General features: G+C 72.3%; 21 protein-coding genes and 1 pseudogene. 13 read left to right on the forward strand and 9 right to left on the reverse strand.

The features are described from left to right. Positions 1 to 17: 17 nt before the first annotated feature. Positions 18 to 1619 carry an MFS transporter gene (locus tag OG875_RS21950; RefSeq protein ID WP_330175930.1) on the reverse strand — a complete coding sequence of 534 codons (1602 nt, stop codon included), beginning with the start codon at positions 1617 to 1619 and terminating at the stop codon, positions 18 to 20. Between the two features lie 42 nt (positions 1620 to 1661). Between OG875_RS21950 and dusB the strand changes: the two genes are divergently transcribed. From dusB to OG875_RS21975, 5 genes and pseudogenes are all read left to right on the forward strand, one after another. Next, a complete protein-coding gene (gene dusB, locus OG875_RS21955) occupies positions 1662 to 2840 on the forward strand; it encodes a tRNA dihydrouridine synthase DusB (protein ID WP_330175931.1) in 1179 nt (392 codons plus the stop codon). A gap of 127 nt (positions 2841 to 2967) precedes the next feature. Continuing rightward, positions 2968 to 3078 (forward strand): SDR family NAD(P)-dependent oxidoreductase, encoded by a 111-nt coding sequence (locus OG875_RS21960; protein WP_443079167.1) that lies wholly within the window; start codon positions 2968 to 2970, stop codon positions 3076 to 3078. Further along, a pseudogene (locus OG875_RS21965) lies at positions 3079 to 3177 on the forward strand (transcriptional regulator); the annotation flags it as partial. It lies immediately after the preceding gene. Positions 3178 to 3548: 371 nt separating this feature from the next. Then, positions 3549 to 6296: a pyruvate, phosphate dikinase gene (gene ppdK, locus OG875_RS21970; RefSeq protein ID WP_330175932.1), complete on the forward strand. Its 2748-nt coding sequence runs from the start codon at positions 3549 to 3551 to the stop codon at positions 6294 to 6296. A gap of 427 nt (positions 6297 to 6723) precedes the next feature. After that, on the forward strand, positions 6724 to 7764 hold the full coding sequence (locus OG875_RS21975; protein WP_330175933.1) for an ArsR/SmtB family transcription factor: 1041 nt from the start codon (positions 6724 to 6726) through the stop codon (positions 7762 to 7764). Positions 7765 to 7982: 218 nt separating this feature from the next. Here OG875_RS21975 and OG875_RS21980 read toward each other — a convergent pair whose 3' ends face one another. Further along, on the reverse strand, positions 7983 to 9143 hold the full coding sequence (locus OG875_RS21980) for an alkaline phosphatase PhoX (protein WP_330175934.1): 1161 nt from the start codon (positions 9141 to 9143) through the stop codon (positions 7983 to 7985). Positions 9144 to 9450: 307 nt separating this feature from the next. On the opposite strand from OG875_RS21980, the gene OG875_RS21985 reads away from it, so the two are divergent. Both OG875_RS21985 and OG875_RS21990 read left to right on the forward strand, forming a co-directional pair. Further along, positions 9451 to 9855 (forward strand): VOC family protein, encoded by a 405-nt coding sequence (locus OG875_RS21985; RefSeq protein WP_330175935.1) that lies wholly within the window; start codon positions 9451 to 9453, stop codon positions 9853 to 9855. Between the two features lie 119 nt (positions 9856 to 9974). Continuing rightward, on the forward strand, positions 9975 to 10754 hold the full coding sequence (locus OG875_RS21990; RefSeq protein ID WP_330175936.1) for a sulfite exporter TauE/SafE family protein: 780 nt from the start codon (positions 9975 to 9977) through the stop codon (positions 10752 to 10754). 82 nt (positions 10755 to 10836) lie between these two features. Here the strand turns inward: OG875_RS21990 and OG875_RS21995 are convergent, their stop codons facing one another. From OG875_RS21995 to OG875_RS22015, 5 genes are all read right to left on the reverse strand, one after another. Further along, positions 10837 to 11469: a class F sortase gene (locus tag OG875_RS21995; protein ID WP_330175937.1), complete on the reverse strand. Its 633-nt coding sequence runs from the start codon at positions 11467 to 11469 to the stop codon at positions 10837 to 10839. 160 nt (positions 11470 to 11629) lie between these two features. Then, on the reverse strand, positions 11630 to 12166 hold the full coding sequence (locus OG875_RS22000; protein ID WP_330175938.1) for a hypothetical protein: 537 nt from the start codon (positions 12164 to 12166) through the stop codon (positions 11630 to 11632). Next, positions 12066 to 12755: a hypothetical protein gene (locus OG875_RS22005; RefSeq protein WP_330175939.1), complete on the reverse strand. Its 690-nt coding sequence runs from the start codon at positions 12753 to 12755 to the stop codon at positions 12066 to 12068. Before OG875_RS22005 ends, OG875_RS22000 begins: the two co-directional genes overlap by 101 nt. Before the next feature lie 53 nt (positions 12756 to 12808). Next, positions 12809 to 13579, reverse strand: a complete 771-nt coding sequence (locus OG875_RS22010) for an aminotransferase class IV (protein WP_330175940.1) — start codon at positions 13577 to 13579, stop codon at positions 12809 to 12811. A 92-nt stretch (positions 13580 to 13671) separates the two neighbouring features. After that, the gene (locus tag OG875_RS22015; protein WP_330175941.1) at positions 13672 to 14517 is read right to left on the reverse strand and encodes an HpcH/HpaI aldolase/citrate lyase family protein; all 846 of its coding nucleotides are present in this window, start codon (positions 14515 to 14517) and stop codon (positions 13672 to 13674) included. A gap of 156 nt (positions 14518 to 14673) precedes the next feature. Here OG875_RS22015 and OG875_RS22020 point away from each other — a divergent pair, with 156 nt between their 5' ends. Then, positions 14674 to 15681, forward strand: coding sequence for an MBL fold metallo-hydrolase (locus OG875_RS22020; RefSeq protein ID WP_330175942.1), 1008 nt, complete (start codon positions 14674 to 14676; stop codon positions 15679 to 15681). Next, positions 15681 to 16856, forward strand: coding sequence for a CaiB/BaiF CoA transferase family protein (locus OG875_RS22025; RefSeq protein ID WP_330175943.1), 1176 nt, complete (start codon positions 15681 to 15683; stop codon positions 16854 to 16856). The genes OG875_RS22020 and OG875_RS22025 overlap by 1 nt, the downstream gene beginning before the upstream one ends. A gap of 143 nt (positions 16857 to 16999) precedes the next feature. Here the strand turns inward: OG875_RS22025 and OG875_RS22030 are convergent, their stop codons facing one another. Together OG875_RS22030 and OG875_RS22035 are read right to left on the reverse strand one after the other, a co-directional pair. Then, positions 17000 to 17752: a GntR family transcriptional regulator gene (locus OG875_RS22030; RefSeq protein ID WP_330175944.1), complete on the reverse strand. Its 753-nt coding sequence runs from the start codon at positions 17750 to 17752 to the stop codon at positions 17000 to 17002. Positions 17753 to 17864: 112 nt separating this feature from the next. After that, entirely contained in the window at positions 17865 to 18716 is an 852-nt protein-coding gene (locus OG875_RS22035; protein WP_330175945.1) for an alpha/beta fold hydrolase, read from the reverse strand. A gap of 86 nt (positions 18717 to 18802) precedes the next feature. On the opposite strand from OG875_RS22035, the gene OG875_RS22040 reads away from it, so the two are divergent. From OG875_RS22040 to OG875_RS22055, 4 genes are all read left to right on the forward strand, one after another. Continuing rightward, positions 18803 to 19666: an ABC transporter ATP-binding protein gene (locus OG875_RS22040; protein ID WP_330175946.1), complete on the forward strand. Its 864-nt coding sequence runs from the start codon at positions 18803 to 18805 to the stop codon at positions 19664 to 19666. Positions 19667 to 19834: 168 nt separating this feature from the next. Beyond that, positions 19835 to 20881 carry an ABC transporter substrate-binding protein gene (locus OG875_RS22045; protein WP_330175947.1) on the forward strand — a complete coding sequence of 349 codons (1047 nt, stop codon included), beginning with the start codon at positions 19835 to 19837 and terminating at the stop codon, positions 20879 to 20881. Positions 20882 to 20889: 8 nt separating this feature from the next. Next, the gene (locus OG875_RS22050) at positions 20890 to 21750 is read left to right on the forward strand and encodes an ABC transporter permease (RefSeq protein ID WP_330175948.1); all 861 of its coding nucleotides are present in this window, start codon (positions 20890 to 20892) and stop codon (positions 21748 to 21750) included. Further along, positions 21747 to 22628, forward strand: coding sequence for an ABC transporter permease (locus OG875_RS22055; RefSeq protein ID WP_330175949.1), 882 nt, complete (start codon positions 21747 to 21749; stop codon positions 22626 to 22628). Before OG875_RS22050 ends, OG875_RS22055 begins: the two co-directional genes overlap by 4 nt. Positions 22629 to 22642 lie beyond the last annotated feature (14 nt).

Consider the following 22642-nt stretch of genomic DNA (forward strand, 5'->3'; position numbering starts at 1 on the left):
TCCCGGCGCGGCCCGTCTCAGGCTTGCGCGCCGGAGGAGCCCGGCAGCGCCGACGGCTCCAGCCGGGCCGCGTTGCGGCGCGCCGTCCCGCGCGCCCACTCCCCGCTCGTCAGCACACCCACCGCCAGTACGCATCCCCCGAGCCCGGCGATGATCCACCACGCGGGGCGGCTCGCGTCCGCGAAGGCCGCGTTGTCGATCGTGCCCCGGCGCGTCGGTGACGCGGCGCCCGCCGCCAGCACCGCCCCGATCACCGCGACCCCCAGCGTCTGCCCGATCTGCCGGCTGGTCGACGCCACGGCGGCGGCCACCCCGGCCTGCGACAGCGGCATCCCCGCCACCGCCGTGTTGGTGATCGGCGCGTTCACCATGCCGAAACCGATGCCGAACAGCACGTAGCCGGTGAACAGCAGCCCCAGATGCGTCTCCGCCTCGAGAAGCGCGAACATCAGCCCGCTCGCGCCGAGGGCCGTGCCCGCGACCGCCAGCGGGACACGCGGCCCGCGCGCGCCGACCAGCCGCCCCGACAGCGGCGCGCAGACCAGGGAGAGCGCCGCCATCGGCAGGATGTAGAGCCCGGCGTCCAGGGCGGAGAGATCCCGCACGTTCTGGAGGTAGAGCGTGTTCATGAACAGGAAGCCGCCGAGGGCGCCGAACGCGCATACGGCGATGACGGTCGCCCCGCTGAACGGCGCGCTGCGGAAGAAGCGCAGGTCGATCAGCGGCTCGGAGCGCCTCGGCTCGTACAGCACCAGCCCGGTCACCGCGCACACCGCGACCCCCGCGAAGGTCAGGATCAGCGGCGACGTCCAGCCGGACGTGGGCGCCTCGATGATCGCGTACGTCAGCGAGCCGAGGGCGGCCATCACCAGCAGCTGGCCGACGGGGTCGACCCGGCGCGGCTTGGCGGCGCGGGACTCGGGGACGTACCGGCGGGTCAGCACGTACGCGGTGATCCCGACCGGGATGTTGATCCAGAAGATCGCGCGCCAGCCGACCGTCTCCACCAGCACCCCGCCGATCAGGGGCCCGGCCGCCATCGACACACCGACGACCGCTCCCCACAGCCCGATCGCGCGGGCACGTTCCCGGGGGTCGGTGAAGGTGTTGGTGACGATCGACAGGGCGACCGGGTTGAGCATCGAGCCGCCGATCGCCTGGAGCATCCGGAACACGACGAGCAGCTCCAGGCTCGGCGCCAGCGAGGACAGCAGCGAACCGAGCGTGAAGATCACCAGCCCGGTCTTGAAGACCCGCCGCCGGCCGATCCGGTCGGCCGTGGAGCCCGCGAGCATCAACAGGGAGGCGATGACCAGGGTGTACGCGTCGATGGTCCACTGGATACCGGCGACCGTGGTGTGCAGGTCCCTCTGGATCGACGGCAGCGCCACGTTGAGGACGGTGTTGTCGAGGCTGACGATCAGCAGGCTCATGCAGCAGGTGCCCAGGATCACCAGCTGCCGGTGCCGGTCGAGCTCCGGCCCGGCCCCCTCCCGCCCGCGTTCCCGCCCGTCCTCCCGCCCGGACTTCTTCGACAGCTCCTGAGACGGCCCCGGTGACCGCTCCTGAGACGGCTTCCCCGGCGGCTCCGGCGGGGGCGTGGGCTGGGGAGCTGGCATGGGCCGATCGTAAGTCCGGCACCCGTCCGCCCCCCTGGCGCCATGCGCGACAATGGACGGATGACCGCTCCGCTCGCCCCGTCCCCCGCCGTGCCCGGCACCCTCGCCGTCGGCCCGTACTCCGTCCGGCCGCCCGTCGTTCTCGCGCCGATGGCCGGGATCACCAACGCGCCGTTCCGGACGCTGTGCCGGGAGTTCTCCGGCGGCAAGGGGCTGTTCGTCAGCGAGATGATCACCACGCGGGCGCTGGTCGAGCGCAACGAGAAGACGATGCAGCTGATCCGCTTCGACGCGACCGAGACCCCGCGCTCGATCCAGCTGTACGGGGTCGACCCGGTCACCGTCGGCAAGGCCGTCCGGATGATCGCGGACGAGGGCCTGGCCGACCACATCGACCTGAACTTCGGCTGCCCCGTCCCCAAGGTCACCCGCAAGGGCGGCGGCTCGGCCCTCCCGTACAAACGCCCCCTGCTGCGGGCGATCCTGCACGAGGCCGTGTCGAACGCCGGGGAGCTGCCGGTCACCATGAAGATGCGCAAGGGCATCGACGACGGCCATCTCACCTACCTCGACGCCGGCCGCATCGCCGTCGAGGAGGGGGTGACGGCGATCGCCCTGCACGGCCGGACAGCCGCCCAGCACTACGGCGGTACGGCCGACTGGGAGGCCATCGCCCGCCTCAAGGAACACGTCCCCGAGATCCCCGTCCTCGGCAACGGCGACATCTGGTCGGCGGACGACGCCCTGCGGATGGTCCGCGAGACCGGCTGCGACGGTGTGGTCGTCGGGCGCGGCTGTCTCGGCCGCCCGTGGATCTTCGGCGATCTCGTGGCGGCGTTCGAGGGTACGGGGGAGCTGGCCCGGCCCGCGCTGCGCGAGGTCGCCGGGGTGATGCGGCGCCACGCGGAGCTGCTGGGGGAGTGGATCGGGGACGAGGCGCGCGGGGTGATCGACTTCCGCAAGCATGTCGCCTGGTACCTGAAGGGCTTCTCCGTCGGCTCCGAGATGCGCAAGAAGCTCGCGATCACCTCCTCGCTCGCCGAACTCGACGCGCTGCTAGGCGAGTTGGACCTGGACCAGCCGTGGCCGGACGGCGCCGACGGGCCGCGCGGGCGGACCTCGGGCAACAACCGGGTGGTCCTGCCGGACGGCTGGCTGAACGACCCGTACGACTGCGCGGGCGTCGGCACCGACGCGGAACTGGACACGTCCGGCGGCTGAGTCAGCGCCGGCCGGGTGGCCCTCGATCCGACAGCCACCCGTCGCCGCGTGACCACAAGGGGGGATCGGCGGTCCCTGGATCGGTGGTGCCTTCATCCGCGCCCCGGTCCGGACGACAGTTGGACGCATGAACACCAACGAGAACACCGTCGCCCTGATCACCGGCGGGAACCGGGGACTCGGCCGGGCCACCGCACTCGCGCTGGCCGAATCCGGCACCGACGTCATCCTCACCTAGTCGCAGGCCCTGCTCGTCTTCACCGCGACCCCCGGCTCCGAGAGCCACGAGAAGCTTCAGCTCCTGCCCGTGCTGGGCGATCGGCAGGCGCACCTCTGAGCGTCCGACCGGTGGACCCCGCAGGCGTGATTCTCGACACGTCTGATTGATCCTTCGCTCAGACGAGCGCTCGCCGGGTGGCTGCACTTCCGGAAAGCGTGGCACTGGGTGCCATGTCATCCGCGTTCGAGAGATGAACTCAGACGTCGCGAATGGCGCTCAGATGAGCGAGTTGCGTCATGCAAAGGTCATGCCCGGTTCGGGGCCTGAAGGAGGCCGGGACCGGTGATCCCCCGTCATGCGCATTCGATCCGGCGGCGGACGGGTGGTTGCGGCCGTATGACGGACAGGTGGACATATCCAGGCACCTTCGATCTGGGTATGTTCCTCGCCGTCAGGGCAGCCAGCGTCTCCCGGAGGAGTCGAGATCCGTGTCCGAAAGCAAAGACACCCCCGCAGCGGGGGACACCGCCCCGCAGCACCAGAAGTTCGTCTACGACTTCACCGAGGGCAACAAGGATCTCAAGGGCCTCCTCGGCGGCAAGGGAGCCAACCTCGCCGAGATGACCAACCTCGGCCTTCCCGTCCCGCCCGGCTTCACCATCACCAGCGAGGCGTGCCGGGTCTACCTCGACACCGGTGAGGAACCGGCCGCCCTGCGCGACGAGGTCGGCACCCACCTCGCCGCCCTCGAACAGACCATGGGCAAGAAGCTCGGCCAGGCCGACGACCCGCTGCTGGTCTCCGTACGGTCCGGCGCCAAGTTCTCCATGCCCGGCATGATGGACACCGTCCTCAACATCGGCCTCTCCGACGCCTCCGTCGCCGGTCTCGCCGCCCAGTCCGGCGACGAACGCTTCGCCTGGGACTCGTACCGCAGGCTCATCCAGATGTTCGGCAAGACCGTCCTCGGTGTCGACGGCGACCTCTTCGAGGAGGCGCTGGACGACGCCAAGCGGGCGAAGAAGGCCGCCACCGACGTCGACCTCGACGCCGGGGACCTCAAGAAGCTGGTCAAGCAGTTCAAGAAGATCGTCGCGCGCGACGCGGGCCGGGACTTCCCGCAGGACCCCCGCGAACAGATGGACCTCGCCATCCGCTCCGTCTTCGAGTCCTGGAACACCGGCCGCGCCAAGCTCTACCGCCGCCAGGAGCGCATCCCCGGCGACCTCGGCACCGCCGTCAACATCTGCTCCATGGTCTTCGGCAACCTCGGCCCCGACTCCGGCACCGGCGTCGCCTTCACCCGCGACCCGGCCAGCGGCCACCAGGGCGTGTACGGCGACTACCTCCAGAACGCGCAGGGCGAGGACGTCGTCGCCGGCATCCGCAACACCGTGCCGCTCGCCGATCTGGAGACCATCGACAAGGCGTCGTACGACCGGCTGATGCAGATCATGGAGATCCTGGAGACCCACTACAAGGACCTCTGCGACATCGAATTCACCATCGAGCGCGGCGAGTTGTGGATGCTCCAGACCCGCGTCGGCAAGCGCACCGCCGGCGCCGCCTTCCGGATCGCGACCCAGCTCGTCGACCAGGGCCTGATCGACGAGTCCGAGGCGCTGCGCCGCGTCAACGGCGCCCAGCTCGCCCAGCTGATGTTCCCGCGCTTCGAGGACGGCGGGAAGGGGCTCGAACTGCTCGGGCGCGGGATCGCCGCGTCGCCCGGCGCCGCCGTCGGCAAGGCCGTCTTCGACTCGTACACCGCCGTCAAGTGGTCGCGCTCCGGCGAGCGGGTCATCCTCATCCGCCGGGAGACCAACCCCGACGACCTGGACGGCATGATCGCCGCCGAGGGCATCCTCACCTCGCGCGGCGGGAAGACCTCGCACGCCGCCGTCGTGGCGCGCGGCATGGGCAAGACCTGCGTCTGCGGCGCCGAGGAGCTGGAGGTCGACACCAAGCGGCGCCGGATGACCGTCGGCAAGACCGTCGTGGAAGAGGGCGACGTCGTCTCCGTCGACGGCTCGACCGGCAAGGTCTACCTCGGGGAGGTCCCGGTCGTGCCCTCACCGGTGGTCGAGTACTTCGAGGGCCGGATGCACGCGGGCGCCGACGACGCCGACGAACTGGTCGAGGCCGTGCACCGGATGATGGCCTACGCGGACCGCCGCCGCAGGCTGCGGGTACGGGCCAACGCCGACAACGCCGAGGACGCGCTGCGGGCCCGCCGCTTCGGCGCCCAGGGCATCGGCCTGTGCCGCACGGAGCACATGTTCCTCGGCGAACGCCGTTCCATGGTCGAGAAGTTGATCCTCGCCGACACCGACGACGAACGCGAACAGGCACTGAAGACCCTGCTGCCGCTCCAGCGCAAGGACTTCGTGGAACTGTTCGAGGCGATGGACGGACTGCCCGTCACCGTACGGCTGCTGGACCCGCCGCTGCACGAATTCCTTCCCGACATCACGGAGTTGTCGGTACGCGTCGCCCTCGCCGAGTCCCGCGAGGACCACAACGAGAACGATCTGCGGCTGCTCCAGGCCGTGCACAAGCTGCACGAGCAGAACCCCATGCTGGGGCTGCGCGGTGTCCGCCTCGGCCTGGTCATCCCCGGACTGTTCGCGATGCAGGTACGGGCCATCGCCGAGGCCGCCGCCGAACGCAAGCACGCCAAGGGCGACCCGCGGCCCGAGATCATGATCCCGCTCGTCGGCACCGTCCAGGAGCTGGAGATCGTCCGCGACGAGGCCGCGCAGGTCCTCGCCGAGGTGCGCGAGGCCACCGGCATCGACCTCAAGCTGTCGCTCGGCACGATGATCGAACTGCCGCGCGCCGCGCTGACCGCCGGTCAGATCGCCGAGGCCGCCGAGTTCTTCTCCTTCGGCACCAACGACCTCACCCAGACCGTGTGGGGCTTCTCCCGCGACGACGTCGAGGCGAGCTTCTTCACCGCCTACCTGGAGAAGGGCATCTTCGGGGTGTCCCCGTTCGAGACGATCGACATCGACGGCGTCGGCGCGCTCGTGCGCTCCGCCTGCGAGGCCGGCCGCAGGACCCGGCCCGATCTGAAACTGGGCATCTGCGGCGAGCACGGCGGCGACCCCGAATCGGTCCACTTCTTCCACGAGGTGGGACTGGACTACGTGTCCTGCTCGCCGTTCCGGATTCCCGTGGCGCGCCTGGAGGCCGGGCGGGCGGCGGCACGCTCCGACGGGGCGGCGGGCTCCCGCTGAGCGGACGGCGCCCGCCGGTCCGGCGATGCCGGGCGGGCGCCGCGGAACCGAAAGTGAAATCGCTCTCCCTCGCTCTCTCCCCGCCCCTTTCCCGGCCTTCCCGGAATGGAAGAGGAGCGGGGAGCGAACAAATCGGGGTGCGGCCGGTGGATCCCCATCCACCGGCCGCACCCCGTTTCTCAGGCCGGGCGCGGAGCCGTGACCCTCACCGACCGCCGCCTTGCGGGCAAAACCCCCACGGTCTTCGCCGCGCACCTCCGGTGGCTCGGGTTTCGCGCCTGACCTGGTACAGCCTTTCGTTTCGCACCCGATACGCGCGACGAGTTTCACGTATGGCCGAAACTCCGTGGTGACGGCCTGTGATGGCGTGCATACTCATCGCGGGGGCCGGATTGCGCGTGCAACAGAGGCAACATGTGGGGGATCGGTGCTGCGCATACATTTCACGGGGGCGGACCTCGGCGGGGTCCGGATGGCCGCCGGGCCCGACCCGTTGTGGGAAACGATTCTCAGCTTTCACCGATTGCGGGACCGTCGGGGCGCCCCCGTTTTCGGCGAATGGCGCACCGAAACGCGCGTCCGCCTGAAAGGTGAAACACGGCTCCTCGGCGCGCTCGTGCCACGGCGGGGCTATTTCCCGGATTTCCTGACGCCCGCCGAGAGCCGCTTCGGTCTCGCCGAGGGACTGGAGGCGCTGCGCGCGACCCCGGCGGCACAGGTCCGTACGGAACTGGCCCTGCTCGCCTCCGCTTCCGCCCCCGGCGCCGCCCGGTCCACCGTGTCGCCCGCCGGCGCCGCCACGTCGCTCGCCGACGGTACGACGGACCTCGGGCGGCTGACCGGGGCGCTGCGCGCGTACCACCGCGCCGCCGTGGAGCCGTACTGGCCGCACATCAGGGCACGGGCCGAGGCGGACCGCCTCATCCGGGGCCGGGCGCTGCTCGACGGCGGGGCGGGCGAACTCCTCGCCACCCTGCCGCCGATGATCCGCTGGCGCGCCCCGGTGCTGGAGGCCGACTATCCGGTCGACCGCGAACTGTGGCTGGACGGGCGGGGGTTGCTGCTCCAGCCGTCGTTCTTCTGCCGGGGGACACCGGTCGTCTACCGGGACCCGGCGCTGCCGCCGGTGCTCGTCTACCCCGTCACCCACGCCGGTGCCCCGGCCGCCGCGCGCCACGGCGGGCCCGGCGCGGCGGCGTCCCTGGGACGGCTCGTCGGCCGTACGCGCTCGGCCGTGCTGAGCGCCATCGCGCACGGCACCACCACCAGTGAACTCGCCCGCAGGGCAGGGGTGTCGCTGGCCTCCGCCAGCCAGCACGCCTGTGTGCTGCGCGAGGCCGGACTGGTGGTGACCCTGCGCCACGGCAACGCCGTCCTGCACTCGCTCACCCCACTGGGCGCCGCCCTGCTGGACGGCGCCCAGGAGGTGCCGGGGCCGGCGGGAACGACCCGGCCGGCTCCGGCGTGAGGGACGGCTCCCGCGTACGGAGCGGTCCTCCGTACGGAACGTGCTGTACGGATAGGCGTACGGGAACGGGTACGGGTCCTACCCGCACAAGGTCCTCCGTACGGAACGGTCCCGCGTACGGAGCGGTCCTCCGTACGGAACGGTCCGGGACGCGTACGGGTACGGGAACTACCCGCACAAGGTCCCCCGTGCGGAACGGTCCCGCGTACGGAACGGTCCTACGTGCGGAACGGCCCCCGCACCTCGTACGTGATGCCGCCCGACGAACTGCCGCTCGTCCCGCGCTGACTGGAGAAGTACAGCCGCGAACCGTCCGGCGAGAAGGCCGGGCCGGTGAGCTCCGACAGCGACTGCCCGCCGACCCGCAGGAACGGGGCGACGACGTCGTCCGGGGTGATCACGCAGATCTCCAGATTGCCGCCGTCCTCCGCGACGAACAGATCACCGGACGACGACCCGGTGACATTGTCGACGCCGGTCAGCGGGGCGCCGCCGCCGCTGACGAGCGAGTCGTCGTACGTCAGCTCGTAGGTGTTCGCGGCCGGGTCGACCCGCCAGACGCGGTTGTCGCCCTTGGTGGTGAACCAGACGGAGCCGTCCGCGTAGTAGCACCCCTCGCCGCCGTTGAACCGCTTGGCGCCCGAGACCTGGTCACGGGTCGCGGTCGGCGAGCCGTCCGGGTCGGGGACGTCCGCCCAGGTGAAGGAGCCCGAGGTGGCGGTGCCCGCGCGCAGCACCTGGAGGGTGCCCGACGAGAGATCGCCCCAGGTGGCCGGGGTGAACCGGTAGAAGCACCCGTTCGTCTCGTCCTCGGTCAGATACACCGTGCGGCGCACCGGGTCGGCCGCCGCCGCCTCGTGCTTGAACCGGCCCATGGCGTCGCGCCGTACCGCCGCGTCGACACCCCACGGGTCGGTCTCGTACACGTACCCCCGGTCCACCTCCTCGCAGGAGAGCCAGGTGTTCCAGGGGGTGTTGCCGCCCGCGCAGTTCTGCCGGGTGCCGGAGAGGATCCGGTACGCGCCGGTCACCGCGCCCGCCGAGGAGAACCGCAGCGCGCTCGCGCCGCCGGACGGGTTGATCTCCGAGTTGGAGACATAGATCCAGCCGCCGCCGTCGGCGTAACAGGCGCCGCCGTCGGGGGCGTTGTGCCAGGTGTACGACGTGCCGGGCACGGTCTGCCCGGACCGGGCGACGATCCGGCTGGTGAATCCGGCGGGCAGCCGGATGTTGTTGGCGTCGGCCGAACCGAGCGCGCCGTACGGTCCCGCGCCGGGCTGGGCGGGATCGGCGTAGGCGGCGCCGCGCCAGAGAGTGCCGCCGAGCGCGGCGGCGGAGCCTGAGACGATCGCTCCACGCAGAAAATTGCGACGTTCCACTGGGCCGCTCCATGGGGGTGGGGTGGGCGTGAGGTCGCGTGCGAGCAGAAGTGTGCGACGGCCGGATGGCCGCGGGCTGAACACCAGGACGCGCCGGCCGCGCGGGACGGCCAACACGCGGTGCCGCCGGCCGGGAGACGCGGCCTCGGGGGCGCGGAGAGCCCGGTGTGGCCGGCATCCGGTGCGGAGGGCGGCCGGTGCCGGGAGAATACGCGCGGAGGGCCGATGAGTTTTCCGGGGGCCGCCGGTCTCTCCTGTGTCACCACCGAGCGGCAACCGCCGCCGGACACCGACAAGGGGTATCCCGATGATCAATTCGCTCTTCCTCAACCTGCCGATCAAGGACCTGGACACCACGAAGACGTTCTTCGGGAAGCTCGGTTTCTCGTTCAACGAACAGTTCTCCGACGAGCGGACGGCCTGTCTGGTCCTCAACGAGAACAACTTCGTCATGCTGCTGACCGAGCCCCGCTTCAAGGACTTCGTGTCCAAGGAGATCGCCGACACCACCAGGACCACGGAGGTCCTGGTCGGCATCACCGCGGAGAGCCGCGCCAGAGTCGACGAACTGGTCGACGCCGCCCTCGCGAACGGCGGCTCCCCGGCCAACGAGACCCAGGACCACGGCTTCATGTACGGCCGCTCGTTCCAGGACCCGGACCACCACATCTGGGAGGTCGTGTGGATGGACCCGGCCGCGCTCACGGGCTGAGCCCACGCCGTACGCCGTACGACGCGAGGCGGCGGGGTCGCGGGGATCCCGCCTGATGTGCCGCACCTCACCGGCATCCGGCGGGAGGGCCGCGCACCTCGTCCCCTAGTGTCGTGATCATGCCCGAAACCTCCCTCACCGTGCTGGTCGTCCTCTGCCTCGCGGCGGCAGCGGCGGGCTGGATCGACGCCGTGGTGGGCGGGGGCGGCCTGCTCCTGCTGCCCGCGATGCTGCTCGGTCTGCCGCACGTACCCGCCGCGCACATCCTCGGCACCAACAAGGCCGTGGCGATCGTCGGCACCTCGGGCGCCGCCGTGACCTACGCGCGCAAGGCGCCGGTCGACGTGCGGAGCGCCGTACGGATCGGACTGATGGCGCTCGCCGGGTCGATGGCGGGCGCGTTCTTCGCCGCCGGGATCAGCAGCGACGTGCTGCGGCCCGTGATCATGGTGGTGCTGCTGGGTGTCGCGGCGTTCGTGATGCTGCGGCCCGCGTTCGGTACGGCGCGGGCGGGCGGGCCCGTCACCCGGGGGCGGCATCTCACGGCGATCGTCCTCGTCGGCGGCGGGATCGGCTTCTACGACGGGCTGTTCGGTCCCGGCACGGGCACCTTCCTCGTCCTGGCGCTGACCGCCGTGCTCCATCTCGACCTCGTGACGGCGTCCGCCACCGCCAAGATTGTCAACGTCTGCACCAACGCCGGGGCGCTCGCCATGTTCGCCCACCAAGGCACCGTCCTGTGGCAACTGGCCGCGCTGATGGCGGTGTTCAACCTGGCGGGCGGCATGGTCGGCGCGCGCATGGCGTTGCGCAAGGGCAGCGAGTTCGTACGCGGTGTGCTGCTCGTCGTGGTGTTCTCGCTGGTCGCGAAGCTCGCCTTCGACCAGTGGACCGCCTGACCGCCTGACTTCCTGACCGGGTGCGGCGCCCGGCGGGACGGTCACGGCAGGAGTGGGACCGGCGTGAGGTCCGGAATCGGAGTCAGGCCGGCTGCCGTACGCCGATGAGGTGCGCGTACACCACGACGTTGCCCCGGTAGCCCGTCCGCTCGGAGAAACCGCCGCCGCAGGTGATGACCCGCAGCTCGGCCCGGTCCGACTCCCCGTAGACCTTCCGGTCGGGGAAGTCCTCGTTGTCGTACACCTCGACGGCGTCGGTCGTGAAGACGGCCGTCCGGCCGTCCGCGCGGACGACCTCGATCCGCTGCCCCTTCTCCAGGGTGCCGAGGCTGTAGAAGACGGCGGGGCCGCGCGCGTTGTCCACATGGCCCGCGACGACCGCCGTGCCCCTGGCCCCCGGGGTGGCGCCGTGCCGGTACCAGCCGGCCACGTCGCCGTCCTCGGGCGGCGGCACGTCCAGGCTGCCGTCCTTCGCCAGGCCCAGCCGGGTGACGGGCGCGTCGACGTCGATCTCGGGGATCCGCAGCCGCACGGGCGAGGAGACCGGCATCGGGTCGGCGGCGGCGTCGGTGTGGAACCGGGGCCCGGCGGCGAACGCCTGGGCGGCCGACGGAATCGGCGGGGTGATGTTCTGCGAGCCGTTCTGGACCAGCCACACGCCGACGCACACGGCGCCGGCCAGCAGCCAGACCTTGCCCTTGCCCTCGACGTTCATGGGTCCTCCGGACGGTGCTCCGCCGCCCCCGGCAGCGCGGGGCGTGCCGGGGGCGGGGACCACGGCGGTACGGGGCGGGCGGTGTCGCCCGCCCCACCAGGGCGTGTGGCGAAAGTCCCGCCTGCCCTTCGGGCGGACGGCGCTGCTTTCGCGACACGCCCTAGCTGTCCTGCGCGCCGCTCGCCCGGCGGCGCAGGAGCCAGGTCCCGCCGACGGCGGCCGCGGCCAGGACGGCCGCCCCCGCCGCGATCCGGGTGGTGTCGGGCCCGACGCTGCCGCCGACCCCGGTCCGCACATGGCCGGACGGCTGCCGCTCGTGCCGGCCGTGGTGCTCGCGGCGGTGCTCGACCGTCAGGTCACCGCGGGCCCGGCCGCCGTTCTCGCAGTGCGCGAAGATCTCGTAGGTCCCGGCGCGGGTCTTCTCGGGCACCCGGAACTGGCCGACGGCGATGTCCTTGTAGTCGCCCGGCCGCAGGCGGAACTCGCCCGCCCCGAGCGAACGCGCGTCCCCCTTGCCGTGGCCGTTCCTGCCGCACGCGGTGGTGTTCACCGTGACGGTCGCGCCGGGCGCGGAGACCGAGGGGTACAGGTCCAGCTCACCGCGTTCGCCGGCGTGGGCGGCGCAGGCCACCAGGGACAGTCCGAGCGTGGTGGCCGCCAGCGCGGTACCGGTGAACAGGCGGGCGGTGGTGCGCATGGTTCTCCTCCGGGGCTGCGCGCGGTTCTCGTCTCCTCCGAGACAAGACGCCGCCCGCCGCCCACGCCTGCTGAGGGAGAATCAGATAAGCCCCTTCCGGGTGGCGTGTCCCGCTTGCGTGTCGGTATCCGCGCAGGTCAGAGCCGTGAGACCGAGCGCGCGACACGCCGGGCGCCCGGTCGTGCCGAACGGGTGAGGCGTCACGGCCCACGACGTCCACGACGTCCACGACGTCCACGACGTCCACGACGTCCGCGACGTCCGCGACGTCCGCGACGTCCGCGACGTCCGCGACGTCCGCGACGTCCGCGACGTCCACGAGGTCCACGACGTCCGCGAGGTCCACGACGTCCACGAGGTCCACGACGTCCACGACGTCCGCGAGGTCCGCGAGGTCCGCGACGTCCGCGAGGTCCACGACGTCCGCGAGGTCCGCGAGGTCCGCGACGTCCGCGAGGTCCACGACGTCCGCGAGGTCCGCGACGTCCGCGAGGTCCACGACGTCCGCGACGTCCGCGACGTCCGCGACGTCCGCGACGTCCACGACGTCCGCGACGTCCGCGAGGTCCGCGAGGTCCGCGACGTCCACGACGCCCGGGACAGGACACGACGGCAGCCACCGTCACCACAGGACACGACGCGTCAGATCTCGTCCCACTCCACCGCCTCGTACGCCGCCCGCACCGTCTCCATCAGGGCGGCGTCGACGGTGAACTCCACGTCGTCGATCCGGTGGACGGGCGCGATGCCCTGCGAGTTCGTGAGGAAGGCCGAGGCGTACGAGGGCAGGTCGGCCAGGGTCACCGGGCGCCGTACGGAGGGCAGCCGGGGCTCCAGCAGGGCCATGGTGATCCCGAGCAGCGAGGGTGCCTGCGGCCAGACCACGGAGGTGCCGTCCCAGAAGGCGATGTTGGTGACGGCCCCCTCGGTCACCAGCCCGCCGGGTGCCGTCAGCAGCGCCTCGTCGAAGCCCGCGCGCTCAGCCGCTCGCAGGTGGTACAGCTGTCCGAAGTCGGGATGCTTGATGTGCGGGACCTCGCGGGCGTACGGCACGGACAGCACGCTGTGCGGCCGGTCGTCCTTGGTCTGCGGTGGCCGGACGGTGACCATCACCCGCGCCTCCGCGTCGCCCTCCGGCCAGTGCGCGTACACGCGCGCCGAGGCGTCGGAGACCTCGCCGAGCGCGTGCCGGAGCAGGTCCCGTACGCGCTCCCCGTCCAGGCCCGCGCCGAACAGCTCACGGGTGGCCGAGTCGAGCCGGGCGAGATGGAGGTCCCGCCCGCGCACCCGGCCGCCCCTTATCTGCATGGCGGTGAAGTGCCCGTACGCGTTGAACGCGGGGACCCGCAACGCGGCCCCCGTCGCGGGACGGCCGTTGATCTCGACGACGTCGAGCGGTGTCACAGGTGTCATGGGCCCACGGTAGAGGCGGTGGTCCGGGACCGGCCGCCGGGGTCGCGGGGGCCCGCGGACCGGCCCGGGGGCTCGGTTCCGGGCGCCGGGGCTCAGCCAGTGCGGCCGGTGAGTTCGCGGGCGCGGCGTACCGTCGCCGCGTCGACCATCTCGCCCCGGGCGTCCCGGAACACCCCGCTGCCCTCGCCGATCCGCCGGTCGAAGAGATCCAGCAGGGCGTGCGCGTCCGCCAGTTCGCCGGGGTCGACGCCGAACACCTCGTTGGCGACGGCGACCTGCGCCGGGTGGATGCAGGCCCGCCCCTGGAACCCTGTCGCGCGCAGCCGGGCGCTCGACGCGCGGAACGCGTCCGGGTCCGAGGTGTGCACCGACACCGGCGCGACCGCCGAGCGCAGACCGTGCGCCGCCGTGTGCGCGACCGCCAGCCCCCGGGCCCAGTCGAGCAGGTCGTCACCGGCCCGGGAATCGGGTGCCATCCGCAGATCCGCCCGCAGGTCGACCTCGCCGAGTTGCAGATGCCGTACGCCGGGCAGCCCGGCCGTCGCGCCGAGGGAGAGCAGCCCCGGCGCGCTCTCGACCAGCAGCCCCAGCCCGACGCCCGGCGCGTCGTCGACCAGCGTCAGCAGTGCGTCCAGGTCCGGGCCGGCGGTGGCCTTCGGGACCCACAGACCGTCCAGGCGGCCGGTGGCGATCAGCGCGCGGGCGTCGTCCCGGCCACGGGCGCCCTCGTTGATCCGTACCCACACCTCGGGACCCCCGTCGGCGCGCGCCTCGGCGAAGGCGACGGCGGCGGCGCGTGCCGCGTCCTTCCGGGCGGGGGCGACCGCGTCCTCCAGATCGAGGATCAGCGCGTCCGCCCCGGAGCGCGGCGCGGCGCTCAGGAAGCGGGGCTGGTCGGCGGGTACATACAGATGGGAACGGGGCGGCTGACCGGACATTCGGCTCTCCTTGCACATCATGAATCGGATGATGCATTTTCCATGATGATGATGTAGCTTGCGACTCACCATACTTCAGGATCGAGCACCGTGTACGGGTGCGGGCGAGGCGTCCGGACCCCTGGACCGGACTCGTAACCACGGGAGGACCGCGGCGTGTTCGAAGCCGACAGCGTGACGATTACCGTGCTGGTCGAGAACCAGGTGGACATGCTGCTGCCCGACCAGGCCAGCCCCCTCGGCGACGGCATCCCGGGCGCCGACGACCACTGTGTCTCCCGGTACGGCCTCATCGAGCACTTCGACCCCAAGCGCGTACCGCCCCAGGCGGAGAACGGCATCAGCTTCCTGGTCGAGGCGGTGCGCGGGCGGCACAGCGTCCGCGTCCTGTTCGACGTCGGCCTCACCGGCACCGTCCTCGAACACAACATGCGGGTGCTCGGCGTGGACCCCGCGTCCGTCGACCATGTCGTCATCAGCCATGGCCACCCGGACCATTTCGGTGGAATCCACCGCTTTCTCGACCTCGCCGGCCGCCGTATCCCGGTCGCCACGCACGCCGACGCCGAACTGCCCCGCTACGCGGTCATGGGCGACGGCCGCACCTCCTCCGTCTACAACGCCGCGTTCCGGTTCGGCGAGGTCGAGCGCTCCGGCGGGGTGCCCGTCCTGACCCAGGACCCCCTCGACCTCGGCTGCGGGGTGCACACCACCGGCGTCATCCCCCGCGAGGTCGCCTTCGAGGCGGGCGCCGCCCCGGCGTTCACGCCCGGCGACCCGGGCCTCTACCAGGTCTCGGCGGACGGCAGGCTCCGCCGCGACGAGGTCATGGACGAGATGGGCCTGGTGATCGACGTACGCGGCGAAGGGCTCGTGGTCCTCACCGGCTGCGCGCACGCCGGGGTCGTCAACACCATCCACCAGGCACGCGCGGTGTGCGGGCCCAAGCCCGTCCGCGCCGTGATGGGCGGCTTCCACCTCGGCTTTCCCACCACCCCGGCGGAGAACGTCGACCTGACCGCCGCCGCCTTCGCCGAACTGGAGGTCGCCACCGTCATGCCGATGCACTGCAGCGGACTGCGCACCCACACGCGCCTGTCCACCGACATGTCCGCCCACTACGTGCAGCCCGCGGTCGGCACCGTGCTGCGCTTCGGCCGCTGATGACCGGCGACCTGCGGGGCATCCGGGTCATCGCGGTCGAACAGGCCGTCGCCGCACCCCTGTGCACCCGTCATCTGGCCGACCTCGGCGCCGAGGTCGTCAAGATCGAGCGGCCCGGCGGCGGTGACTTCGCCCGTGGCTACGACGAGGCCGTGCACGGCATGGCCAGCCACTTCGTCTGGCTCAACCGGGGCAAGCGCAGCGTCGTCCTGGACCTGAAGACCGAACCGGGGCGGCGGGCGCTGCGCGACCTGCTCGCCGGGGCCGACGTCCTGGTCTGCAATCTGGCGCCCGGCGCGCTGAACCGGATCATCACCGACGAGGCGCTGGCGGAGCTCAACCCCCGCCTGGTGCGCTGCTATCTCTCCGGTTACGGGCCGACCGGACCGTACGCGGACCGCAAGGCGTACGACGCGCTGGTGCAGGGCGAGGCGGGCACCATCTCCGCCACGGGCACCCCGGAGACCCCGGCCAAGCCCGGAGTCTCCCTCGCGGACCTGGCGGGCGGGGCGTACGCGCTCAGCGCCGTCACCGCGGCCCTGTACGCCCGCGAACGGACCGGGCTGGGGCGGCGGATCGACGTCGCGCTGTTCGACGTGCTGCTGGAGTGGATGAGCCCGCTGCTGCTGGCCGAACTGCACTCGGGCTCGGCGCCCCCGCCGGCCGGACTGCGGCACGCCAGCATCGCGCCGTACGGCCCGTACACCACCGCCGACGGCCAGGACGTGCTGATCGCGGTGCAGAACGAGGGGCAGTGGCAGCGGCTCTGCCGCACGGTGCTCGCCGACACGGCGCTGCTGGACGACCCGGACTTCGGTTCCAACAGCGCGCGCGTACGGCACCGGGAACGGACCGAACGGGCCGTGCAGGCGCGGCTGATCACCCTGTCCACCGCCGAGGTCACCGCTCGGCTCGAAGCGGCGGACGTGCCGTACGCGCGGCTCAACCAGATCGGGGACGTACTGGCCCATCCCCAGGCCGAGGCCACCGGCCGCTGGTCGGAGGCGACTCTGCCGGACGGGCGGGCGGTCCGGGTGGTCACCTCGCCGCTGCACCGGGTGCCGGAGCCGCCGGGTGGGCGGCGGGTGCCCGCGCTGGGGGAGCACACGGCGGAGGTTCTGGCCGAACTCGGCCTGACCGAGGGGGACATGGCGGAGCGGGAACCGGCGGGATAGCGCCCGGCGGGCTCGTCGCCACCGGCCGGAGAGCACCCGGGCCGCCGCCGTCGAGGGACGGCGGCGGCCCGGTGTGCCGTCGGCGGCGGCGCGCCGCCCGGTCGTCGTAGTCGCTCAGCCGTTGTCGCCGTCGAACGCCTCGCTCAGTCGTTGTCGACGTCGAACGGGTCCAGGATCTGACGGCCCGTCAAATGCTTGCCCAGCGCCAGGAAACTGCGCGAGAGATGCCACTCGGTCGCCTTCGCCAGCGCGTCGCCGTCACCGAGCCGGGCGGCGGCCAGCATCGAACGGTGCTCGTGGGAGGTCTCGCCGGCCCGGTCGTGCAGCACCTGGAGCACGTCCCAGGGGAACTTCTGCCAGAGCTGGTCGATCTCCGCGGCCAGGCCCTCGTTGCCGCACTTGGCGTAGAAGAGGAAGTGGAACTGGTAGTTGGCCGCGTTCAGCCGCGCCCGGTCACCCTCCTCCGCCGCCTGCTCCATGTCCGCGACCAGCCGCTCCGCCAGGTCGATGTCCAGCGGCGAGAGCCGCCGGGCCGCCCGCTGCATCGCGTACGGCTCCACCAGGCGCCGCAGCAGATAGACGGTCTTGACCTGCTCGTAGTCGGCGTCCGCCACCCGGACGCCCTTGTGCGGCTCGCCCACCAGCACGCCCTCGGCCTCCAGCAGCCGCAGCGCCTCGCGGACCGGGGTGATGCTGGTGTCGAACATCGCGGCGAGCACGTCCTGCTGGATACGGCTGCCGCGCGGCAGTTCGCCCTCGCTGATCATCCGCCGCAGTTCGGTGGCGATGCGGTCGCGTTTGGTCGGTGCCTTCGCCGGCTTCGGTACGGAGGCGGCGCGCTTGGACACGACGCCGTCAGTCGTGGCGGTCTTGGTTCGTCGGGACTGCGGCGGCATGGCGTGGGTCCTTCTGTCTCGTGGGGCGCTCGGGAGCGGCCGGGGGCGGGGCTTGACGAGTGTCGCATCGAACGGAACGGACCCGTGGTGTGTGGGCACTTGAGGGCGGGCATCAGTCGGCGGGCGCAGTCCGGAGGCCGCCGTGGAAGTCGGTGAGCGCGGCGGCGAAGGCCGCGGGCTCGTCCAGATAGGCGACATGACCCGCCCCGGGCACCACCGCGCTCACGCCGCCGAGCTGTTCGGCGAGCGCGTCGGCGGCCGGCGCGGCGACCCGGTGGTCCCGCGCGCCGCGCAGTACCAGGCAGGGGACGGCGAGCGGGGCGGCCCGCGCGTGGGAACGCCAGTCGAGCGTGGCCCGCAGCGAGCCGAGCAGCACCTCGGGCCGGGTGGCCGCCATCGCGCGGCGCAGCAGTTCACGGTGGCCCGGGTCGGCGGAGAGCAGGGTGCTGTCCACGTAGTTGCGGGCGAAGAGATCCGTGCCGTCGCGCTCCAGGGCGGCCAGTGTGTCGGCGGGGCGGCGGGCCGCCTCGGGACCCTCGGCCGGGGGGAATCCGACCAGGGTCAGCGACCGCACCCGGCCCGGGTGCCGCTGGGCGAGGGTGAGTGCGACGAGCGCGCCGAGCCCGGAACCGACGACGTCCACCGGTCGGGCGCCGTCCGCGTACGTCTCCCCGCCCTCGGCCCCGGCGCCCTTGTCCGGGTCCCGGGTCTCACTCCCGGTCTCGTCCTCGTACGGAGGCGCCGCCCCGTCCGTCGCCCCGGCAGCCGCCCCGGCAGCCGACAAGGCCGCCGTCACCGCCCCGTCCACCGTGAACGGCTCGGCGGCGCGGGCCCCGTGGCCCGGCAGGTCCGGTGCCTCCGAGTGCCGCCCGGCCGCGCCGAGATGACGCAGCGCCGGTGCCCAGGTTCCGGCGTCGCCGCCCCAGGTGTGCAGCAGAAGGAGAGGGGTTGCCCTCGTGGTCATAGGCACCTCATACCAAGATGATGCATTTTCTAGATTTCGAAGTATAGCTCTTGCGTGTCAGGCATCTTAGCCACAGAATCCCCGGTATGACCACGATCAAATCGGTGCGCCAGAGCCACGGCGGAGCGCCCGGCGGCCCCCACGACAGCACGCGGAACGCGGCGGAGAAGGCGGTACCGGCCGGGCCGGACGCCGGAGCCGCGGTGCTGCTCGACGGGCTGACCATGCGGTTCGGCGAGCGCACGGTATGCAAGGACATCAACCTGACCATCGGCGCCGGCGAGGCGCTCTCCATCGTCGGACCGTCCGGCTGCGGCAAGACCACCCTGCTGCGCGCGGTGGCCGGCCTCGTCCCGCCGGCCGAGGGCGAGGTCCGTATCGACGGACACGCGGTGGACGGCACACCGGACGGCGTGGCCATGGTCTTCCAGCACTTCGGCCTCTTCCCCTGGAAGACGGTCGAGGCCAACGTCGCCTACGCGCTGCGCGTGCGGGGCACGGGAAAGAAGGAAGCCCTCGACCGGGCCCGGGAACTGATCGACCTGGTCGGGCTCTCCGGCTTCGAGAAGTCGTACCCGCACCAGCTGTCCGGCGGCATGCAGCAGCGCACCGGCCTGGCCAGGGCACTGGCCGTACGCCCCCGACTGCTCCTCATGGACGAGCCGTTCGGCGCGCTGGACGCCCAGACCCGCGAGGTGCTCCAGTTCGAACTGCTGAGCATCTGGCAGGACCACCCCGTGACGATGCTGTTCGTCACCCACTCGATAGACGAGGCCGTCCTCTTCGGCAACCGGATCGCCGTGCTGGGCGGCCGGCCCAGCGGGATCGCCGAGCTGATCGACGTGACACTGCCACCGCACCGGGACCGGTCCGTACTGGCGGCGCCGGAATTCCTGGCGATCCGCGAGCGCGTCTGGTCCCTGATCATGAACGCCGAAACGGGCCGCTGACCTGTCCCCTCCGGGACCGGCCTCCCCGCCACCGGCACCCCCGCCCCACCGGAGCCACCCGGCGACACCCCACACCGCGACGCCGCCACCGCGACACCGCCCGACCGTGACACCCAACCCTCAGCCCCGCCGTGCGCCCGCGCGCGGACCAAGCAAGGAGCGACACCCATGAAGATTTCGCGGCGCAGGTCCGCCCTGGCCGGTGCGGCCACCGTTCTCGCCCTCGTCGGCGTACTCGCCGGCTGCGGCGACGGGGCCTCCGACACGGCGGCGGGTTCCGCCCCGGCCGACGCCAAGATGACCATCGGCCTGCCGGGCATCCCGCCCATCTTCCTCAACACCGTGATGTACGTGGGCGAGAAGCAGGGCTTCTTCAAGGACCGCGGTCTCGACGTGACCCTGCGCCCGCTGACCACCGGCGCCGACGTCGGCCGCGCGGTGCAGAGCGGGGAGATCCAGGGCGGCATCATCGGCACGCCGGGCGCGGTCGCCCTGCGGGCCACCGGCGGCTCGGTCGTCGCCGTGATGGGCTTCCCCAAGCCGACGTACCTGCTGGCCAGCACCGACCCGGCCATCGACAGCTGTGACGCGGTGAAGGGCAAGACGGTCGCGGTCGACGCGGTCGGGGCCCCGAAGGCCCTCGCCCTCGGCACCATGCTCAAGAGCTGCGGACTCGGCCCCAAGGACGTCAGCACGATCAACGTGGGCGGCCCGCCGACCGTCGACGCGCTGGTGGCCGGCCAGGTCAAGGTCGCCGTCCTGCACCCGGACGAACTCGCCACCGTCCAGGAGAAGATCAAGCCCGGCACGGAGGCCAAGGAGATCATGACGCTGGCCGGCGTCGACCCGCTGGAGCACTACACGGTGCTCGTCGCGCCCAAGAGCGCCCTGGAGGGCAAGGCCCGCGAGCAGTGGGTCGACATGGTCGCCGGCGTGCGCGAGTCCATCGCCTACATGAACGACCCGGCCCACCTCAAGGAGGTCGCCGCCGTCGCCGCCGGATTCACCAAGGAGCCGTCGAGCGTCACCGAGGCGGCGCTGCCCAAGTTCCTCTCGCTCGGCGTCTGGCCCAAGACCGAGGACGGTCTGGACCGCGCCGCCGTCGAGCACACCATCGAGGGCGCCGTCGCGGCGGGCAACGTCCCGAAGCAGAAGGCGCCGACGTACGACGACATGGTCGACCCGTCCGTGTTCGCCGACGCGACGGGCAAGTGAGGCACCTGATGGGTACGCCCCCGGCCACCCGCCCGGCCACCGCCGCACCACCGGGCACCTCCGTGTCCCCGGCCGGTGCGGCGGGTCCGGCCGGCCCGCGCCGCCCGCGCCGTCTCGCCCGCCGGCTGGTGCCGTTCGCCGTCTCGGCGGCCGGCCTGCTCGTCGGACTCGGCGTCTGGCAGTGGGCCGGCCAACGGGACCCGGTCCTCTTCGCCACCCCCGGCCGCTCGTTCTCGTCCCTGGCCACCATGACCGAGGACGGCACGCTCCCGAGCGCGCTGCTCTCGTCCGGGCGGCTGCTCGTCGTCGGACTCGCCCTGGCGATCGTCGCCGGGGTCGGCTTCGGCCTGCTGCTCTCCCGGGCCCGGCTGCTGCGCAGCAGCACCGACTGGCTGCTGTTCGCCCTCCAGTCCGTCCCGATCGTCGCCCTGGCCCCGCTGATCCTGTCGGCGTTCGGCTTCGGGCTGCCGGCCAAGACGCTGGTGGTCTTCCTGACGGCGGTCTTCCCCATCACCGTCAACACCGCGGAGGGAGCACACCGGGTGCCGGCCACCCTGCTCGAAGTCGCCCGCACGTACCGCAGCAGCGAGTGGCGGATCTGGAAGGACGTCCTGCTGCCGCACACCGTGCCGTACGCCATGACCGGCGTACGGCAGGGCATCGCGATGGCCTTCGTCGGCACGCTGGCCGCCGAGTTCTTCCTCAACGCCAGTGGTGTGGGCGGGCTGCTGCTCGCCGCGAGCACCCGGTTCGACTCGGCCACCGTGCTCGGACTGACCCTGCTGGTGTCGGTCCTGGCGGTCGCCCTGATGGGCTGCGGCCGGGCCGTCGAGGGCTACTTCGCACGGTGGCGGGAGGTGGAGTCATGACCCCGGAGACAGCGACCCCGAAGACAACGACCCCGGAAGCGGTGAACCCGCGAACGGCGGGCCCGGAGAAGGGCGCCGCGAAGCCGTCCCGGCCCCGGCGCGACCGCGCCGCCCGGCCCGTCGCCCGGCGCACCGACGTGCTCGGCAAACTGACCGTCGCCGTCCTCGTCCTGGCCGTCTGGGAAGCCTCCGTACGGCTCTGGCTGCCCGACTACCTGCCCACGCCCTCCGGCGTCGCCGGGACCGCCTGGCCGACCCTGACCTCGTCGGAGTTCGGCACGGCACTGGGCGAGACCCTGGGCGGCGTCCTCCTCGGCCTGCTCATCGGCTGCGTCACGGGTACCGGACTCGGCCTCGCCGTCGGACGGGTGCCGTGGCTGCGCCACCTCACCTCGCCGTACGTCAGCGGCCTCTACGCCATGCCGATGCTCGCGATCGTCCCGATGGCGACGATCTGGCTGGGCTACTCCAGCCAGACCCGGCTCGCCGTCATCGCGCTCTCCGCGTTCCTGCCCTGCGTCGTCAGCACCGGCGACGGCGCCCGGAACGTACCCACCCAACTCTCCGAACTCGCCCGGATGCTGCGGCTCTCACGGCCCCGGGTGGTGGTGGACGTACTGCTGCCCGCCACCCTCCCGTTCGTCGTCGCGGGCGTCCAGGTCGCCGTCGGCCGGGCGCTGGTCGGCGCGGTCGCGGTGGAGTTCCTGGCCAGCCTGCCGGGACTCGGCACCTTCATCCTCAGCCACGCCCGTTCGTTCGACCAGGACGCCGCGTTCGTCGCCGTCCTCGTGCTGGCCCTGCTCGGCATCGCCGCGCGCACCGGGACCGAGGCCGCGCTGCGCCGCCTCGCGCCCTGGCACCTGCACGTCAACCGCTGACCGGCCGAGGGGCC

The sequence above is a fragment of the Streptomyces sp. NBC_01498 genome, from assembly GCF_036327775.1.
Taxonomy (GTDB): domain Bacteria; phylum Actinomycetota; class Actinomycetes; order Streptomycetales; family Streptomycetaceae; genus Streptomyces.

Excerpts from the sequence above, each read along its gene's own strand:
- OG875_RS21950 (WP_330175930.1), bottom strand. The coding sequence starts at position 1,619 with ATGCCAGCTCCCCAGCCCACGCCCCCGCCGGAGCCGCCGGGGAAGCCG.
- dusB (WP_330175931.1), top strand. The coding sequence starts at position 1,662 with ATGCGCGACAATGGACGGATGACCGCTCCGCTCGCCCCGTCCCCCGCC.
- OG875_RS21960 (WP_443079167.1), top strand. The coding sequence starts at position 2,968 with ATGAACACCAACGAGAACACCGTCGCCCTGATCACCGGCGGGAACCGG.
- OG875_RS21985 (WP_330175935.1), top strand. The coding sequence starts at position 9,451 with ATGATCAATTCGCTCTTCCTCAACCTGCCGATCAAGGACCTGGACACC.
- OG875_RS21990 (WP_330175936.1), top strand. The coding sequence starts at position 9,975 with ATGCCCGAAACCTCCCTCACCGTGCTGGTCGTCCTCTGCCTCGCGGCG.
- OG875_RS21995 (WP_330175937.1), bottom strand. The coding sequence starts at position 11,469 with ATGAACGTCGAGGGCAAGGGCAAGGTCTGGCTGCTGGCCGGCGCCGTG.
- OG875_RS22000 (WP_330175938.1), bottom strand. The coding sequence starts at position 12,166 with ATGCGCACCACCGCCCGCCTGTTCACCGGTACCGCGCTGGCGGCCACC.
- OG875_RS22010 (WP_330175940.1), bottom strand. The coding sequence starts at position 13,579 with ATGACACCTGTGACACCGCTCGACGTCGTCGAGATCAACGGCCGTCCC.
- OG875_RS22015 (WP_330175941.1), bottom strand. The coding sequence starts at position 14,517 with ATGTCCGGTCAGCCGCCCCGTTCCCATCTGTATGTACCCGCCGACCAG.
- OG875_RS22025 (WP_330175943.1), top strand. The coding sequence starts at position 15,681 with ATGACCGGCGACCTGCGGGGCATCCGGGTCATCGCGGTCGAACAGGCC.
- OG875_RS22030 (WP_330175944.1), bottom strand. The coding sequence starts at position 17,752 with ATGCCGCCGCAGTCCCGACGAACCAAGACCGCCACGACTGACGGCGTC.
- OG875_RS22035 (WP_330175945.1), bottom strand. The coding sequence starts at position 18,716 with ATGACCACGAGGGCAACCCCTCTCCTTCTGCTGCACACCTGGGGCGGC.
- OG875_RS22040 (WP_330175946.1), top strand. The coding sequence starts at position 18,803 with ATGACCACGATCAAATCGGTGCGCCAGAGCCACGGCGGAGCGCCCGGC.
- OG875_RS22045 (WP_330175947.1), top strand. The coding sequence starts at position 19,835 with ATGAAGATTTCGCGGCGCAGGTCCGCCCTGGCCGGTGCGGCCACCGTT.
- OG875_RS22050 (WP_330175948.1), top strand. The coding sequence starts at position 20,890 with ATGGGTACGCCCCCGGCCACCCGCCCGGCCACCGCCGCACCACCGGGC.
- OG875_RS22055 (WP_330175949.1), top strand. The coding sequence starts at position 21,747 with ATGACCCCGGAGACAGCGACCCCGAAGACAACGACCCCGGAAGCGGTG.